A 17,058-nucleotide genomic window follows, 5' to 3' on the forward strand; every position below is an offset into this window, starting at 1 on the left:
GGTCTTCCGGACTATTCGCCCAGAACCTGCCCCGCGCTCAGACGGCCGAAACTTGCGAAAAGCTGGGCCAAGACGCTTTGGCCTTTAACGCTGCTTTCGGTGACACGGCGCGACAAGGGCACGATCTGGCCGCGCTCGATCCCGAAACGCTCGACATTCTGCAAGACCCCGGCTTGGCTAAAGGTCAGCGCGACAACCTGACGGTCCACCTCTTTGGGCGCCAGGGCGCCGCGCTGTTCCCAGCGGCTTTGCACGTAGAACCAGCCGGTATCGTTCAGCAGGCCCGAGGTCGACGGGCGCCCCACTTTGGGCGCGGCAGTGACCCGCGTATCCTGACCGACGACGAGCGTTGCCAGATCCTCTTCGGCCGGAACATAGCCGTGATTGCGGTAGATGGGCGCGCAGGCGGTCAGCGCTAAGGCAAGGCCAAGGGCGATGCAGGCGCGCCGGATGCGGCGGGGCGATAAAGCTGCCGGCTTTGGGTCGCGCTGCGCTCTCGTCGATGCCATCGATTGTCTTCCCTACCCAGCGTTGCCGCATGTCAGGGTCTTGCTTTCACCTCTGGACTTGCCAAGCGAAGTGTCGCCGCTTAGGTGCCACAGGACCAAGACCCGCCTCTTGATGCAAAGGCTTACAGAAGGATGCAGGCCGGTTCAAGAATGGAACGCGCGCAACCGTTACGCCCCTCGGCGCTCTGCGCGGCGGGCCGCCACCAGTGCCGGACTCGGCCATATGACACAAAGGTGATTGCCCGATGAAGAAATCCACCCCCGCACCCGAAGAGATCGTGCCGGAACGTCCACCCGCGCTCAGCCATCCCTTCCGCTCGGGCGCGCTGTCGATGCGCAAGCCGACACGGTTCGACCTGGAGCCCGACGCGGCAACCCGCGCCGCAATCGCCCAGGATCTCGGCCTGCTGTCGGTGGTCTCGTTTTCCTTCAAGGGCGAAATCCGCCCGGCGGCCAGCCGCGATTTCCTGCTCGAGGCGCAACTGGCTGCGGTGGTGGATCAGCCCTGCGTGCTGACGCTTGCGCCGGTGCGCAGCGAAATCCGTGAAACGGTTGTCCGGCGTTACCTGTCCGATTGGGTGGAGCCAACCGGGGACGAGGTGGAAATGCCCGAAGATGACAGCGCGGAAGCGATTCCGGAGGTGATCGATGTGGGCGGCGTGGCGCTGGAGGCGCTGGTGCTGTCCTTGCCGCTTTATCCCCGTGCGTCGGGGGCAGAACTGGGCGATGTGGCCGCAACCCCGCCGGGGGCCGAACCGCTGCGTGATAGCGATCTGAAACCCTTTGCCTCGCTCGCGGCGCTGAAAGACAAATTGAATGGCAGTTCCGAGGCTTGATCTGGACCATGATGCGGAAATGGGCAGAATGGGGGTTGCGCCGCGCCCAGATAAATGTATGTTCCGCGCCTCATTCGGGGTGTGGAAACGCGCCTCCGGCGGCGTTATCCGCTAGAAGAATCGTCAAGTAAAACAGGGGCATGTCCCCACTACCCAAAGGTTGCGACATGGCTGTCCCGCAGAACCGAGTCACCAAATCCCGCCGTAACATGCGCCGTGCACACGACGCCCTCGTTGCTGGCAACCCCGCAGATTGCCCGAACTGTGGCGAACTGAAGCGCCCGCACCACGTTTGCGGCGCATGCGGCCACTACGACGCCCGTGAAGTCGTGGCGACCAGCAAAGACGTCGATCTGGACGAGGACGCGGCGTAAGCCGCGGCCCGACGGCCCCCCTGCCCATGGCAAGCGGACTGCAACATCCGGCGACGGACGCGCAAGATGGCGGGGCAGTGACGGTTATTTCGGTTGACGCCATGGGCGGCGACCGGGGGCCGGCGGCTGTTGTCGCCGGTCTTGGCCTGTCTGCCGCCAAGCATGCCGATGTGCGCTTTATCCTGCACGGCGACCGGGCCATCCTGACCCCGCTTCTGGCGGCCCAGACCGGACTCGCCGATCGGGTCACGCTGGTCCATGCCGAGCGTGTGGTCACCATGAACGACAAGCCCAGTCAGGTGATGCGTCACGGGGATGGCACTTCGATGTGGTCCGCGATTGATGCGGTCAAAACCGGGGCAGCCCAGGCGGCTGTGTCTTGCGGCAATACCGGCGCGCTCATGGCAGTGTCGATGGTGCGCCTTCGCAAGATCCCGGGCGTGAACCGTCCTGCCATTGCCTGCCTCTGGCCCAGCCGGAACCCCGGCGGGTTCAATGTCATGCTCGATGTGGGCGCAGGCGTCGAGGCCGAGGCGGAAGACCTTCTGCAATTTGCCGCGATGGGTGCCTCTTATGCGCGCAATGGCCTTGCCTTGGCGCGGCCCCGCGTGGGCTTGCTGAACGTCGGCACCGAAGAACACAAGGGACGTGCCGAACTGAAGGTCGCGCATGAGCGGATGGAGGAGGCTGCCGAGGCCGGTGGCTTTGAATTCGTCGGCTTTGTCGAAGGCGGCGATATTCCGGGTAACCGCGTCGATGTGATCGTCACCGATGGCTTTACCGGCAATATCGCCCTGAAAACCGGCGAAGGCACCGCCAAGCTTATCTCGGATTTCCTGCGCGAGGTGTTTGGCAGCGGGCTGTTGTCCAAGCTTGCGGCCCTGCTCGCGCTGCGGTCGTTGAAGACATTGCAGCGCCGGATCGATCCGCGCCGGGTCAATGGCGGTGTGTTTCTGGGTCTGAATGGTACCGTGGTAAAATCGCATGGCTCTGCCGACGAAACCGGGGTGGCCGCGGCCATCGGCCTTGCGATCCAACTGGCGCGCAGCGGGTTTGTAGATCGTCTGGCGGCCCGTGTGGCCTCGACGGTGAAGAAGTCGGCAGATGATCCTGTCGGGGAAGTCGGGGCAAAATCATGACTATTCGCGCCGTTGTCGCGGGCGTGGGCCATTACTTGCCCGCACGTGTTGTGGAAAACGCGGATCTTGAAGCTCTGGTCGAAACCAGTGACGAGTGGATCAGGTCTCGTTCCGGGATCGAGCGGCGTCACTTTGCGGCCGAGGGCGAGATGACCTCGCATCTTGCGGCCCATGCCGCGCGTGCGGCGCTTGCCGATGCGGGCCTCGGTGCCGACGATATCGATGCCATCATTCTGGCCACCTCTACCCCCGATCTGACATTTCCGTCGGTTGCCACGATGGTGCAGTCCGAACTTAGGATGACGCGCGGCTTTGCTTTTGACGTGCAGGCTGTCTGCGCAGGCTTCGTCTTTGCGCTGACCACCGCGAATGCGCTGATCCTGTCGGGTCAGGCCAAGAGGGTGCTGGTGATCGGGGCGGAAACCTTCAGCCGCCTGATGGATTGGAACGATCGCACAACCTGTGTCCTGTTCGGTGACGGTGCGGGCGCTCTGGTGCTTGAGGCCCAAAGCGGCACCGGCGCAGGCAATGATCGCGGGATCTTGGCAAGCGATCTTCATTCCGACGGCAGGTTCAAGGACATCTTGTTCGTCGACGGCGGCACCAGCACCGGAACCACCGGCCATTTGCGGATGGCAGGCAAGGAAGTCTTTCGCCATGCCATTGAAAAGCTGGCAGAAACCGCCCACGCAAGCCTTGAAAAGGCGGGCCTGACCAGCGGCGATGTCGACTGGATCGTGCCGCATCAGGCAAATATCCGCATCATCGAAGGCACCGCCAAAAAGATGCAGCTTCCGATGGAGCAGGTGGTGGTGACCGTGCAGGACCATGGCAACACCTCGGCGGCATCGATCCCGCTTGCCCTGTCTGTTGGCAAAGAGCGTGGCCAGATCAAGCAGGGTGACCTGATCGTCACCGAAGCCATTGGCGGTGGCCTGGCATGGGGCTCGGTGGTTCTCCGCTGGTAGTCGCGTTTTAACAACGCCCTTCAAGTGTCTGATATTGACTCGCAAATCCTGTCAGCGCATCCTTTGCCCATAAGTCCGGGGGGATTTGCTTATGAGCGAGAAAACACTAACCCGAATGGACCTGTCGGAAGCCGTCTTCCGCGAGGTTGGATTAAGCAGGAATGAATCGGCCCAACTGGTCGAAGCGGTTCTGCAGCACATGTCCGATGCCCTCGCCTCGGGCGAGCAAGTGAAGATTTCGTCTTTCGGAACCTTCTCGGTGCGGGACAAATCGGCCCGCGTGGGCCGCAACCCCAAGACCGGGGATGAAGTGCCGATCAGCCCGCGCCGTGTGCTGACCTTTCGCCCGTCGCATCTGATGCGCGACCGCGTGGCCGCCGGCAAGAAGAAGTAACCGCATGATCGAAGGAGAGCGCGGCGCATGAACAAATCGCCCGACGCCTTCCGCACCATTTCGGAAGTCGCTGAATTTCTTGAAACGCCAGCCCATGTGCTGCGCTTTTGGGAGAGCCGGTTTCCGCAGATCCGCCCCGTCAAGCGCGCGGGCGGTCGTCGCTACTACCGCCCGTCCGATGTGGCTTTGCTGACCGGCATCAAGCGCTTGCTGCATGATGAGGGCATGACGATCCGTGGCGTGCAGAAAATCTTGCGTGAACAAGGGGTTCGCCATGTGTCCGGTGTCGCGGATGATGGTGATGATGACACAGATGCCGATGATCTGGCTGCCGCGCTTGCGCAGGCGACAGGCGGGACGGAGCCAGAGGCGATCCTGCCGCCCGCTGAGGCCGAAACGGCACAGGTGATCGCGCTGCAAGCCGCTTTGCGCAGCCCCGGGGCCGATGCTGCGCCGCGCGATGTCGCGGCAGAGCCGGAGCGAGCGCCGGAGGAGGGTGTGGTGGTGCCGTGGCAGGATGACCCTGCGCCCGAAGAAGGTTTGGACGAGACGCAGCCCGAAGACAGCGCCCCGGATGTCACGCCGCCGCCCGCACCCGTGGTTGCCTTGCGCCCTGCGCCCGTGGTCGCCGATCTTTTTTCGCAAGTGCCGCCCCTGCCCGCCCCTGCGCCGCCCGACCCTGTGGTCGAGGCACCGATGGCAGTCTGGGCCGAGGAGCCCGAACCTGATGCGCCGGCCAGCGCGGATGAGGGCGAGTCTGCACGTCCTTCGCCCCTGCTGAAGATAACCCGGATCGGTGGTGCGGCGACGCCGCCCCCTCTGCCGCCACGCGTTCCGCCAGCCCCGCCTGTGGCATCGCCCGAACCTGCGCTTGCGGGCCCCACCTTGGCGCAGCGTCTGCGCGCGGTTTCGCCCGATGCGCTGACGGAGCCGGAACGGCAGCAGCTTGCCGCCCTGCGCGATCGGGCCAATGCGCTGCGACGGCGGCTGGCAGGCCCGAACCGTTTTCCGGCATGACGCCTTCGCTTTGTGGTCAGATTGCGTGCTTTCCCGCTTGTGCCGCCCGCGAATATCAGTATGTATCCCGCCATGTTCGGGCCGTAGCGCAGCCTGGTTAGCGCGTCCGTCTGGGGGGCGGAAGGTCGAGAGTTCGAATCTCTCCGGCCCGACCATTCCAAAGCCGCCCGCTTGGCCTTGTGCCTTGCGGGCGGTTTTTATTTTGAACCCCATGAAGGGTGCGCCATGACAAAGACCGGGGTTCTTGCCGCCCAAAATCTGCGCGATCTGATTGCCCGAGGGGCCATCACCGCAGCCCCCGCGATTTTGCCCGAACAGGTGCAGCCCGCCAGTCTCGACCTGCGCCTTGGCCCCATAGCCTATCGGGTGCGCGCGTCATTTCTGGCCGGCAAAGGCCGCCCCGTGTCGGAGCGCTTGGCCGAGTTCGAGATGCACCGGATGGATCTGACCGAGGGGGCAGTGCTCGAAAAGGGCTGTGTCTATGTGATTCCCCTGATGGAGGGTCTGGCGCTGCCGCCGGGACTGGCGGCGGTGGCGAATGCGAAATCCTCTACCGGCCGGCTTGATCTGCTGACCCGCACCATCACCGATGGCGGCACCGAATTCGACCGGATTCCCGACGGTTACCACGGCCCGCTTTATGCCGAGGTCTGCCCGCGCTCCTTCTCCGTGCTGGTGCGCGCGGGACAACGGCTGAACCAGATTCGCTTCCGGCACGGTCAGGCGGTGCTGTCTGATGCCGAGCTCGCGGGCCTGCATCAGGCAGAGCCTTTGGTGGATGGCACCCCTGTGATCTCGGAAGGTCTGGGCTTTTCGGTCGATCTGCGCCCCGGATCGGGCGATCTTGTGGGCTACCGCGCCAAGCCGCATACGGGTGTTGTCGATCTGGATCGCATCGGCCATTATCCGGCGGCGGAGTTCTGGGAAGAAATCCGCACCACCGAGGGCCGCATCATTCTTGACCCCGGCGCCTTCTATATTCTGGTCAGCCGCGAGGCGGTGACGATTCCCCCCGATTATGCCGCCGAAATGGCCCCCTACCTTGCGATGGTGGGGGAATTCCGCGTGCATTATGCCGGCTTCTTTGATCCCGGTTTTGGCCATGCGCTTGCAGGCGGCGCGGGGTCTCGCGGGGTGCTGGAAGTGCGCTGCCACGAAGCGCCCTTTGTGCTGGAACATGGGCAGGTCGTGGGCCGTCTGGTCTACGAGCGCATGGCCGAGCGGCCCGATGCGCTTTACGGAACCAAGATCGCCAGCAATTATCAGGGTCAGGGCCTGAAGTTGGCCAAGCAGTTCCGCTAATACCAGGCATCCGGCACGCCTTCCTTGGCGCGCGCGATGTAGTCGCGCAGCCCGTCGCGGATGCCTGCATCCAGCGGCGGGGCCTCATACTCTGCCAGCCGCTTTTTCCACGCCCGGTTTGCCCGTGTCGCGGCATCAAGCCCGCCTGCCGCTTCCCATTTCTCGAATGGCTCGTTGTCGGCCAGACCGGAATCCCAAAACGCCGTCTGGTAATTGGCCATCGTGTGACTGCATCCGAAAAAGTGGTTGCCCGGCCCCACTTCGGCAAAGGCATCAACCGCAAGCTGGTTGTCGTCGATCTGCACGCCGTCCAGATAGCTGTGCAAGGCGCCGCACAGATCGTCGTCTAGCATGAATTTCTCGTAGCTCATGCTCAAAAGCCCATCGAGGAACCCGGCTGCGTGCAGAATGAAATTCGCCCCGCAGTGAATTGCGGCCAGCATGCTCATGGTGCCTTCCGTCATGGCTTGCGCATCGGGCAGCTTCGAAGTGGTGAAGTTGCCCGAACAGCGCAAGGGCAGCCCCAGCCGCCGCGCAAGCTGGCCGATCACCATGCTGCCAATCGCGGGCTCTGGCGTGCCAAAGGTCGGACTGCCCGAGCGCAGCGACATCGACGACAGGAAGTTGCCGAAAATCACCGGCGCACCTGGCCGCTCTAGCTGGGTCAGAGCACAGCCCGCCATCGTTTCGGCAAGGCTTTGCGCGATGGCGCCGGCATTGGTGACAGGCCCCATCGCACCGCCAAGGATGAAAGGCACCACCACCGCCGCCTGATTTGCCCGCGCATAGGCGCGCAGGCTGCGGGTCATCGTGCCATCCCAGACCAGCGGCGAGTTGACGTTGACATTGCCAAGGATCACGCAGTTGCGGTCGGTAAACTCTGCCCCGAACAGGATGCGCGCCATCTCGATACTGTCTTCCGACCGCTCTTCTGCGGTGACCGAACCCATGAAGGGGCGGTCGGACAGCTCGATATGCGCCATGACCATATCCAGATGCCGCTTGTTCACCGGAATGTCGGTCGGCTCGCAAATGGTGCCGCCCGAATGGTGAAAGTTCGGGCTGGCCTGAGCAAGCTTGATGAAGGCGCGAAAATCTTCCAGCGTGCCAAAGCGCCGCCCCCTGTCTAGGTCCATAACGAAAGGGCTGCCATAGGCGGGTGAAAACACCACATTGCGCCCGCCGATGCGCACCGAATTGGCTGGATTGCGGGAGTGCTGGGTGAATTCGGCGGGGGCGCTTCGCAGCACCTCGCGCAAGAGCCCCGGCGGAAACCTGACGCGCACGCCCTCTACCTCGGCCCCCGCGCGCCGCCAATGGTCCAGCGCTGCCGGATCATCCCGAAACTCTATCCCCGTTTCGGCTAGAATGCGGTCAGCCGCCGCCTCGATGCGGAGGAGGTTTTCCTCGGACAGAATGTCATAGGTCGGAATATTGCGGTGGATATAGGGGCGGCCGATCGCCACCGGCCTGCCCACCCGCTCCGCCTGCCGCGCCTGTCGTCCGGACCGTATCCGTTGCTGTGTCATCCCTCGCCCCCTTGCAGACTTCGGGACCATGACACGCCCCGCGCCCGCCAAAGTCCAAGACAGTGACGACGCTGGCAGGTCGGATTTCACCCTCATGCCGGTGCGCAGGCGGAAAGATGAGGTTCCGGCGGGAGTATTCCAGACAGGTGCAAATGCAGCAAAAGAGCTTTGCTCTTTCGCCTGCACCTTTGCTGATGCCCCCGCGCGGAGCGCGTCGCGTTCCGGGTCAGGTCACCACATCCGGCGCGGTGCGCCCCGTAAAGGCCTCCAGTTGCGCAAGGCTGTGGGCGGCGCGGATCACCGGCGCAAGCGCCTCTTGCGGGTCATGGTCTAGCCCGTCGGGGCCGGGGCTGTAGCGTTCAAGATAGACGCGCAACGTGGCGCCTTCTGTGCCGGTGCCGGATAGGCGCATGACGATGCGGCTGCCATCTTCGAACAGGATGCGGACACCTTGCTTGGCGCTGACCGAGCCATCCACCGGATCGGTATAGGCGAAATCATCGGCGGCGGCGATGGTCATGCCTTCGACCGCTTGTCCAGCAAGGCCGGGCAGACTGGCCCGCAGGGCGGTCATCATGGCATCGGCCTTGTCAGTGGCGATGGCCTCGAAATCATGACGGCTGTAATAGTTGCGGCCATAGCGCGCCCAATGCTCGGCAAGAATCTCTGCCACAGATTGTTTGCGCACCGCGAGAATGTTGAGCCACAGCAGAATGGCCCAAAGGCCGTCCTTTTCGCGCACATGGTCAGAGCCGGTGCCAAAGGATTCCTCACCGCAGAGCGTCGCCTTGCCGGCATCGAGCAGGTTGCCGAAGAACTTCCAGCCGGTGGGCGTCTCAAACTTGGCGATCCCGAGCGCATCGGCCACCCGGTCTGCCGCCGCCGAGGTCGGCATGGAGCGCGCCACACCTGCTAGACCCTGCGCATAGCCCGGGGCCAGATGCGCATTGGCCGCCAGCACGGCCAGACTGTCAGAGGGGGACACATAGATGCCCCGCCCCACAACCATGTTGCGGTCCCCGTCCCCGTCGCTGGCCGCGCCGAAGTCGGGCGCATCTTCGCCCATCATCTCGGCCATCAACTCATGCGCCCAAGTCGGGTTCGGATCCGGGTGCATGCCGCCGAAATCGGGCAACGGCGTGGCATGGGTAACGGTTCCGGGGGCGGCACCAAGCCGGTTTTCAAGGATCTCCACCGCATAGGGGCCGGTGACAGCGCACATCGAATCCATTCGCATCCGGAAGCCGCCGGCAAAGAGTGTGCGCAGGGCGGGGAAGTCGAACAGCGTTTCCATCAGATCGGCATAGTCGGCGACAGGGTCCACCACATCGACGACCATCCCGCCAAGGTCAGACCGCCCGATGGTGCCAAGATCCACATCCTGCGCTTCCAGAATGCGGTATTCGGTGATCTCGGTCGTGCGCTGATACATCGCTTCGGTCACGCCTTCGGGGGCGGGGCCGCTATTGGGCATGTTGAACTTGACGCCAAAGTCTTCTTCCGGCCCGCCGGGGTTGTGGCTGGCCGACATGATGATGCCGCCGTCGGTCTTGTTCAGCCGGATCAGATGGCTGGCCGCCGGAGTCGATAGCACGGCGCCCTGCCCCACGATCACCCGCGCCGCGCCGTTGGCGGCGGCCATGCGCAAGATCACCTGTGCGGCGCGATCGTTGAAATAGCGTCCGTCACCGCCCAGCACAAAGGTCTTTCCCTCGGCCCCGACCACATCGAAAATCGCCTGGACGAAATTCTCTAGATAATGCCGCCCCATGAACACCGGGGTTTTCTTGCGAAGTCCCGAGGTTCCGGGCTTTTGTCCGGCGATCGGCTGGGTGGCAATGGTGCGTATCATCGGCTTTCTCCTTGTGCCTGACCCGCAAACGGGACCGAGGCAAACATCAGAACGGATTGTGCGGGCAGGCTGGCGGGCACCGGCGCGCTGGACAGATCGGGGCGCGTGGTATCAAGCTGCAGTTCCCAACGGGTAGAGGCGGGCAAGACCAGATCGACCGCGCCGCCACAGTTGAAATACGCCAGCACCGCATCGCAACGCGAATCCTGTCCCTCGGCGGCCATCCGCAACTCGACCCCGAGCGCACGAAAGGCGGGATCATGCCAGTCTTGCGGCGTGGGCGTGCAGCCATCGGGTTTGCGCCAGACCACATCGAGTTGGCTATCCCAAGCCCTTTTGCGCGCGTGCAAGAAGCGGCGCTGGCGCAAGACGGGGTGCGCGCGGCGCAGACCCGCCAGTTTGGCGATGAATTCGGTCAGAGACTCGTCAGGGTTGGCCCAGTCGAGCCATGTCACCGCATTGTCCTGCGCATAGGCATTGTTGTTGCCGCCCTGGCTATGCCCAAGCTCGTCCCCCGCCAGCAGCATCGGAACGCCTTGGCTCAGGAACAGCGTTGCCAGCAGGTTGCGCTTGCGCAGTGCACGGGCGCTTTGCACCGCCGGATCCTCCGTCGGCCCCTCCACACCCATGTTATCGGAGTGGTTGTCGGAATGACCGTCGCGGTTGTCCTCGCCATTGGCCCAGTTGCGCTTGACGGTGAAGCTGACAAGATCTTCCAGCGTGAAACCGTCATGCGCGGTCAGGAAATTCACCGAACTGGTGGCCGAGCGACCGGAGTGGTCAAACCGTTCGGCGCTGCCCAAAAGCCGCTTGGCCAGATCGGGCGTCATCCCCGCATCGCCGCGCCAGAACCGCCGCACCCCGTCGCGGAACTGGTCGTTCCATTCGTGGAACGGGTGCGGATACTGGCCCAGTTGATAGCCCCCCGGCCCGATGTCCCATGGTTCGGCAATCAGCTTGACGCGGCTTAGCACCGGGTCTTGCCGGATGGCATCGAAAAAGCCGCCGTTGGGGTCAAAGCCGTGCGGCTCGCGCCCAAGCACCGTTGCCAGATCGAAGCGGAAACCGTCGACATGGCAGACCTCCACCCAATAGCGCAGGCTGTCCATCACCATCCGCAGCACCATCGGATGCGTCAGGTTCAGCGTATTGCCCGTGCCGGTGTCATTGACGTAGTGCCGCCCGCCATCGGCCAGACGGTAATAGCTGGCATTGTCGAGACCGCGGTAGCACAGGGTCGGCCCCCATTGATCGCCCTCGGCGGTGTGGTTGTAGACCACGTCAAGGATCACCTCGATCCCCGCCGAATGCAGGCGGCGCACCATGGTCTGGAATTCCCACAACGCACCTTTGGCCATGTAGCGCGGCTCCGGCGCAAAAAAGGCCAGCGTGTTATAGCCCCAGTGGTTGCGCAAACCCTTGGCGACCAGAAAGCGGTCATCCACGAAAGCCTGCACCGGCAGAAGTTCGATCGCTGTCACACCCAGCCGTTGCAGATGCGCAATCACCGGATCGCTGGCAAGCGCCAGATAGCTGCCGCGCAATCCCTTGTCGATGTCGGGGTGCAACTGCGTCAGCGCCTTGACATGGGCTTCGTAAATTACCGTCTCACAGCGCGGGGTGCGCGGCGGCCTGTCATTGCCCCAGGTGAAACTGGTGTCTGTCACCACCGCCTTTGGCACCGCAAAGGCGGAATCGCGCGTATCATAAGACAGATCGCCCCGGTTTGACCCGATCTTGTAGCCCATCACCGCATCCGACCAGCGCAAGCGCCCTTCCAGCGCGCGGGCATAAGGGTCGAGCAGCAATTTGTGCGGATTGAAGCGATGCCCCTGTTCCGGCACATAAGGCCCATGCGCGCGAAAGCCATAGACCGCACCGGGCGTCAGGCCACCGACATGCATGTGCCAGATGTCACCGTCGCGCTCGCGGAACGGCAAGCGCACCAGTTCCTTGCGGCCATCAGGCGAGAACAGGCACAGCTCGATCAACTCGGCATGGGCAGAGAACACCGCAAAATTCACGCCGTCGCCATCGAGGCTCGCGCCCATCGGCCAAGGACGGCCCGCGCTGACGGAATGGCCCTGCAGGCGGGCCGGCAAGGGCGTCAGCCCCGGTGTCATGCCAACAGCCGCTCGTAAAGCGCGGCATAGGCCGCTGCAGAGGTCTCCCACCCCACCGGATGCGCCATCGCATTTGCCTGCATCCGCGCCCATTCCTCGGGCTTGTGATAGACGTCGATCAGCTTGCCCAAGGCTTGTCCGAAAGCCAGTGCATCGGTCGGATGAAAGACCACGCCCGTTGCAACCCCTGCCGCCAGCGTCGCCGGAGACACGCCGATCACCGTATCGGCCAAACCGCCTGTCGCGGCAACCACCGGCACCGTGCCATAACGAAGGCCATACATCTGCGTCAGGCCGCAAGGTTCGAACCGCGACGGCACCAAGACGGCATCCGCGCCCGAGAAGAGCCGGTGGCTCAACCCCTCGTCATAGCCGATCCGGACCGCGACCCGCCCCGGATGGGCCTGTGCAAGGCCGCGCATTGCCCCTTCAAGCGCCGGATCACCCGAACCGAGCACGATCAACCCGCCGCCCGCCGCCACGAAATCCGGCACGACCTGCGGGAGAAGATCGATCCCCTTCTGATCGGTCAACCGGCTCACCACGATGGCCAGTGGCCCCGGCACGTCGAGGCCAAACTCGGCACAAAGGGCCCGCCGCGCTTCGGCCTTGTTGCCCAGATCGGTGGCGCTGTAAGACAACGGCTCTGCCTCGGGCGACCAGAGCGCGGTATCCACACCGTTCAGAATTCCGCATACCCGCGCCGCCCGCGCCGCGATGACCCCCTGCAGCCCCATGCCGAATTCCGGCCGCATCAGTTCCTCGGCATAGGTCGGGGACACAGTGGTGATCCAGTCGGCGGTGACCAGTCCGGCCTTCAGGCTCGACAAGCCGCCATAATATTCCAGCCCGTCCGGATAATACTGCTCGCCGGGCAGACGCAAATCGCCCAGCAGGTTGACGGGCGCCCAGCCTTGGAAGGCGATGTTATGGATGGTGATGACCGATTTCACATCCCGCGCGCCCGAATAGGCGAGATAGGCAGGAGCAAACCCTCCCTGCCAGTCATGCGCGTGCAGAACATCCGGCCGCCAGCCTGCCACACCTTCACGGGCAATGCGCGCCGCAACCCAGGACAGGGCGGCAAAGCGCTGCGGATTGTCCCACCAATCACCCCCCGGCCCGCCGTAGGGTCCGCCATCACGGTCAAAGAGATGCGGCGCATCGAGAAGGAGAAGTTCGATCCCTTCCACCTTGCCCATGAAAACGGTGCCATGGCCGCCGAACAGCCCCGGCTCCTCCCAAACCGCCCGCATCTGGCCAGTCAGGGGCCGAAGGGACCGATAGGCCGGGATCAGCACCCGCATTTCCCAGCCTGCGGCGGCCAGTGCCCCCGGCAAGGCCCCCACCACATCCGCAAGCCCCCCGGTCTTGACGAAAGGAACGCATTCCGAGGCGACAGACAGAACCCGACCTCTCATCAAACCCTCATTCATCTGTTCTCAATATTTTCGGGAGGTCCGGAGGGCAGACAGCCCTCCGGTGCATCCGCAGGCACGCCCTATCCCAGCTTGCGCGCCCGCATATCCAGCATATCCTGCGTGATCAACACGATACCCGCATCTGTGCGCCGGAACCACTTTGCATCTTCCTCCGGGTCCTGTCCAACAACAAGCCCTTCGGGGATCACCACCCCGCGGTCGATGACGCAGTTCTTCAACTCGGCCTTGCGCCCCACCATCACCTGCGGCAGCGCCACCACATATTCGAGGCTGGAATAGCTGTGCGTCCGGCATCCGGTGAACAACAGCGAGTTGCGCACCTCGGAGCCCGAGACGATGCAATCGCCCGAGACAAGCGAAGAAATCGCCATGCCGCGCCGCCCGTCGGTGTCATGGATGAACTTTGCCGGCGGCACGATCTCGGCATAGGTCCAGATCGGCCAGGAATTGTCGTAAAGGTCGAGCTTCGGCACAAAATCGGTCAGGTCGATATTGGCTTGCCAGAACGCGTCGATGGTTCCCACATCGCGCCAGTAAGGCTCGTCCTCAAGACCGCTGGTCACGCAACTGTCGGCGAACCTGTGGGCCACCGCTTTGCCGTTCTTCACGATTTGTGGAATGATGTCATTGCCGAAATCATGGCTTGAGTTCGGATCTACGGCATCGCGAATCAAGAGGTCGCGCAGCAGGTCCCAGTTGAAGACGTAAATCCCCATGCTGGCGAGCGCTTGGTCAGGGTCGCCCGGAATGGCGGGCGGGTCTTTGGGCTTTTCCAGAAACTGGGTGATGCGCATGTCGGCATCGACATGCATCACGCCAAAGGCCGTCGCCTCCATCCGCGGCACGGTCAGGCAGCCGATGGTCACATCCGCGCCCGAGTTCACATGCTGTTGCAGCATGATCTCGTAGTCCATCTTGTAGATATGGTCGCCCGCAAGGATGATGACGTATTTCACCTTGTAATCGTCAACGATATCAATGTTCTGCGTCACAGCATCGGCCGTGCCCAGATACCATTTGTTCTCGTCCACACGCTGCGAGGCAGGCAGAATATCAAGGTATTCGTTCCGTTCCGCCCGGAAAAAGCCCCAGCCGCGCTGCATGTGACGGATCAGGCTGTGCGCCTTGTATTGCGTGGCAATCGCCATCTTGCGGATGCCCGAGTTCAATGCGTTCGACAGCGCAAAGTCGATGATGCGGGTCTTGCCCCCGAAATAAACCGCCGGTTTCGCCCGCCGGTCGGTCAACTCTTTCAGGCGACTGCCCCGGCCCCCCGCCAGAACGAATGCCATCGCCTGAGACGACAGCCGTGTGTTTGGTTTCGCCTTCATGATCCCTCCCTTATCTTGCGTTACGCAAGAGCCCCCTGCTTGAGATAGACTGCCGACAAAGGCGGCAGCGTGACAAGTGCTGACCACGGCCTGCCGTGATGCGGCACCTCCTCTGCCGTGACACCGCCCAGATTGCCCCGATTGCCACCGCCATAGGCCGCCGCATCGGTGTTCAAAAGCTCTGCCCATGTGCCGCCCGCAGGCAGACCCACCCGATAGCTGCGTTCCACCGGTGTCATGTTGACAATCGCGGCCACCATCGCGTCGGCTGGCCCGCCCTTGCGCAGCCATGCATAGACGCTGGCCTCGGCATCGTTGCTTTCGATCCACTCGAACCCCTCGGGCCGCGTGTCGTTCACATGCAGCGCGGGGGTGTCGCGGTAGACACGGTTCAGGTCGCGCACCAGCGCCTGCACTCCGGAATGTGCCGATATTTCAAGCTGATGCCAGTCGAGGCTCTGATTATGGTTCCACTCTGCCCCTTGCGCAAACTCCTGTCCCATGAACAGCAGTTTCTTGCCCGGATGCGCCCACATGAACCCGTAATAGGCGCGCAGATGGGCGAATTTCTCGTCGCCCTGTCCCGGCATCTTGCCCAGCATGCTGCCCTTGCCATGCACCACCTCGTCATGGCTGATCGGCAGGATGTAATTCTCTGACCAGGCATAATGCAGGCCAAAGGTCATCTGGTGGTGGTGAAACTTGCGGTGGATCGGGTCCTTTTGCATGTAGGACAGGGTGTCATTCATCCAGCCCATGTTCCACTTGAACCCGAAGCCCAAGCCGCCGTGGTTCACCGGACGGCTGACCCCCGGAAAGGCGGTGCTTTCCTCGGCCACCGTCATCACCCCCGGCACCGTGCCATAGGCGGTGATGTTCATGCGCCGCAGCATCTCGATCGCCTCGTAATTCTCGCGCCCGCCATCGCGGTTTGGCACCCACTCCCCCGCCTTGCGGCTGTAATCGCGATAGAGCATCGAGGCGACTGCATCGACGCGCAGCCCGTCAATGTGGAATTCTTCCAGCCAATACAACGCGTTGGAAACCAGAAAGTTCTGAACCTCGGTGCGCCCGTAGTTGTAGATCAAGGTGTTCCAATCCTGATGGAACCCTTCGCGCGGGTCGGCATGTTCGTAAAGCGGCGTGCCGTCAAACTGGCCCAGACCATGCGCATCGGTCGGGAAATGCCCCGGCACCCAATCCAGAAGGACGCCAAGGCCCTTGCGATGGGCTGCATCGACAAAGGCGCGGAACTCAGGCGGGGTTCCGTGGCGGATCGTCGGCGCAAAAAGCCCGACCGGCTGATAGCCCCATGACCCGTCAAAGGGAAACTCGCTCACGGGAAGAAGCTCGATATGGGTGAAACCCATGTCAGCCGCGTAATCAACGAGTTGCTCTGCAAGTTCCAGATAGGACAGCATCCGGTCGCCCGGCGCGCGTCGCCATGATCCCAGATGCACCTCGTAGACGGAAATCGGTGCATCGATGGTCTGGCGCGCCGCTCGGCTTTCCATCCAGTCGGAATCTGTGAAGCTGCCCGCGATTTTCCTTACAACAGAAGCATTTGCGGGAGGATGTTCAGAGCCGAAGCCAACGGGGTCCGCCTTGAGCGGCAGCAAACGCCCGCCCGGCCCGCGGATTTCATACTTGTAAGTCGCGCCTTCGCCCAGTTGTGGCACAAAGGTTTCCCACACTCCGGTTGCGCCCCGGCGGCGCATCGGGTGGCGGCGGCCGTCCCAGATGTTGAAATCCCCCACCACCGAGACGCGCTCGGCATTCGGCGCCCAGACGGCGAAATGCGTGCCTTCGACACCCTCGTGCGTGATCACATGCGCGCCCAGCACCTGCCACAAACGCTGATGCGTGCCTTCGCCCAGAAGATACTCGTCAAGCTCGCCCAGAACCGGACCAAAACGGAACGGATCTTCGAACTCCCATGTCGTGCCATGCCCCGTCGCGCGGAGCCGATAGGCAGACTTGCGCGGCAGGGTGGCAAAGAAAAGCCCTTGGCCCCAATGGGTTGCCTCGGTTTCCTGACCCGCTTTTCCGGTCAGGACAACCAGACGTTCCGCCCCCGGCACAAAGGCTGTGACGACCCATTTGCCGCCCAGTTTATGCGGACCCAGCACCGAGAACGGATCGCCGTGGCGTCCTTCGCAGATCGCCCAAGCCACACCTTCGTCAATCGAAATATCGGCCATGTTGTCTCCTCCCAACGTCAGCCTCGCGCAACGATCCGGCG

14 protein-coding genes and 1 tRNA gene are annotated in these 17,058 nt (G+C 63.2%); 8 read left to right on the top strand and 7 right to left on the bottom strand.

The window, feature by feature from the left end:
• Positions 1-11: 11 nt before the first annotated feature.
• The gene (locus tag G3572_RS02465; protein ID WP_164609079.1) at positions 12-509 is read right to left on the bottom strand and encodes an outer membrane protein assembly factor BamE; all 498 of its coding nucleotides are present in this window, start codon (positions 507-509) and stop codon (positions 12-14) included.
• Positions 510-754: 245 nt separating this feature from the next.
• Here G3572_RS02465 and G3572_RS02470 point away from each other — a divergent pair, with 245 nt between their 5' ends.
• From G3572_RS02470 to G3572_RS02505, 8 genes are all read left to right on the top strand, one after another.
• Positions 755-1,345: a YceD family protein gene (locus G3572_RS02470; RefSeq protein ID WP_164609080.1), complete on the top strand. Its 591-nt coding sequence runs from the start codon at positions 755-757 to the stop codon at positions 1,343-1,345.
• A gap of 167 nt (positions 1,346-1,512) precedes the next feature.
• On the top strand, positions 1,513-1,719 hold the full coding sequence (gene rpmF, locus G3572_RS02475) for a 50S ribosomal protein L32 (protein WP_164609081.1): 207 nt from the start codon (positions 1,513-1,515) through the stop codon (positions 1,717-1,719).
• 26 nt (positions 1,720-1,745) lie between these two features.
• On the top strand, positions 1,746-2,858 hold the full coding sequence (plsX, locus tag G3572_RS02480; RefSeq protein WP_164609082.1) for a phosphate acyltransferase PlsX: 1,113 nt from the start codon (positions 1,746-1,748) through the stop codon (positions 2,856-2,858).
• Positions 2,855-3,826: a beta-ketoacyl-ACP synthase III gene (locus G3572_RS02485; protein WP_164609083.1), complete on the top strand. Its 972-nt coding sequence runs from the start codon at positions 2,855-2,857 to the stop codon at positions 3,824-3,826. Before plsX ends, G3572_RS02485 begins: the two co-directional genes overlap by 4 nt.
• A 91-nt stretch (positions 3,827-3,917) precedes the next feature.
• The gene (ihfA, locus tag G3572_RS02490) at positions 3,918-4,220 is read left to right on the top strand and encodes an integration host factor subunit alpha (RefSeq protein WP_118154835.1); all 303 of its coding nucleotides are present in this window, start codon (positions 3,918-3,920) and stop codon (positions 4,218-4,220) included.
• A gap of 27 nt (positions 4,221-4,247) precedes the next feature.
• Complete coding sequence (locus G3572_RS22015; RefSeq protein WP_240335377.1) at positions 4,248-5,237, top strand: MerR family transcriptional regulator; 990 nt, start codon at positions 4,248-4,250, stop codon at positions 5,235-5,237.
• A gap of 77 nt (positions 5,238-5,314) precedes the next feature.
• A tRNA-Pro gene (locus G3572_RS02500) sits at positions 5,315-5,392 on the top strand.
• Positions 5,393-5,462: 70 nt separating this feature from the next.
• Positions 5,463-6,539 carry a 2'-deoxycytidine 5'-triphosphate deaminase gene (locus G3572_RS02505; protein ID WP_164609084.1) on the top strand — a complete coding sequence of 359 codons (1,077 nt, stop codon included), beginning with the start codon at positions 5,463-5,465 and terminating at the stop codon, positions 6,537-6,539.
• Here the strand turns inward: G3572_RS02505 and G3572_RS02510 are convergent.
• The 6 genes from G3572_RS02510 to glgB all read right to left on the bottom strand — a co-directional run bounded on the left by G3572_RS02510 (position 6,536) and on the right by glgB (position 17,017).
• Positions 6,536-8,068, bottom strand: coding sequence for a trimethylamine methyltransferase family protein (locus tag G3572_RS02510; protein ID WP_164609085.1), 1,533 nt, complete (start codon positions 8,066-8,068; stop codon positions 6,536-6,538). The two genes, G3572_RS02505 and G3572_RS02510, sit on opposite strands and share 4 nt — an antisense overlap.
• 226 nt (positions 8,069-8,294) lie before the next feature.
• A complete protein-coding gene (locus G3572_RS02515) occupies positions 8,295-9,920 on the bottom strand; it encodes an alpha-D-glucose phosphate-specific phosphoglucomutase (protein WP_164609086.1) in 1,626 nt (541 codons plus the stop codon).
• A complete protein-coding gene (gene glgX, locus G3572_RS02520) occupies positions 9,917-12,043 on the bottom strand; it encodes a glycogen debranching protein GlgX (RefSeq protein ID WP_164609087.1) in 2,127 nt (708 codons plus the stop codon). The genes G3572_RS02515 and glgX overlap by 4 nt, the downstream gene beginning before the upstream one ends.
• Positions 12,040-13,464 (bottom strand): glycogen synthase GlgA, encoded by a 1,425-nt coding sequence (gene glgA / locus G3572_RS02525; RefSeq protein ID WP_205518440.1) that lies wholly within the window; start codon positions 13,462-13,464, stop codon positions 12,040-12,042. Before glgA ends, glgX begins: the two co-directional genes overlap by 4 nt.
• Positions 13,465-13,544: 80 nt before the next feature.
• Entirely contained in the window at positions 13,545-14,816 is a 1,272-nt protein-coding gene (gene glgC, locus G3572_RS02530) for a glucose-1-phosphate adenylyltransferase (protein WP_164609089.1), read from the bottom strand.
• A 20-nt stretch (positions 14,817-14,836) separates the two neighbouring features.
• Positions 14,837-17,017, bottom strand: a complete 2,181-nt coding sequence (gene glgB / locus G3572_RS02535; RefSeq protein WP_164609090.1) for a 1,4-alpha-glucan branching protein GlgB — start codon at positions 17,015-17,017, stop codon at positions 14,837-14,839.
• Positions 17,018-17,058: the final 41 nt, after the last annotated feature.

Source organism: Pseudotabrizicola algicola (assembly GCF_010915705.1).
GTDB lineage: Bacteria > Pseudomonadota > Alphaproteobacteria > Rhodobacterales > Rhodobacteraceae > Pseudotabrizicola > Pseudotabrizicola algicola.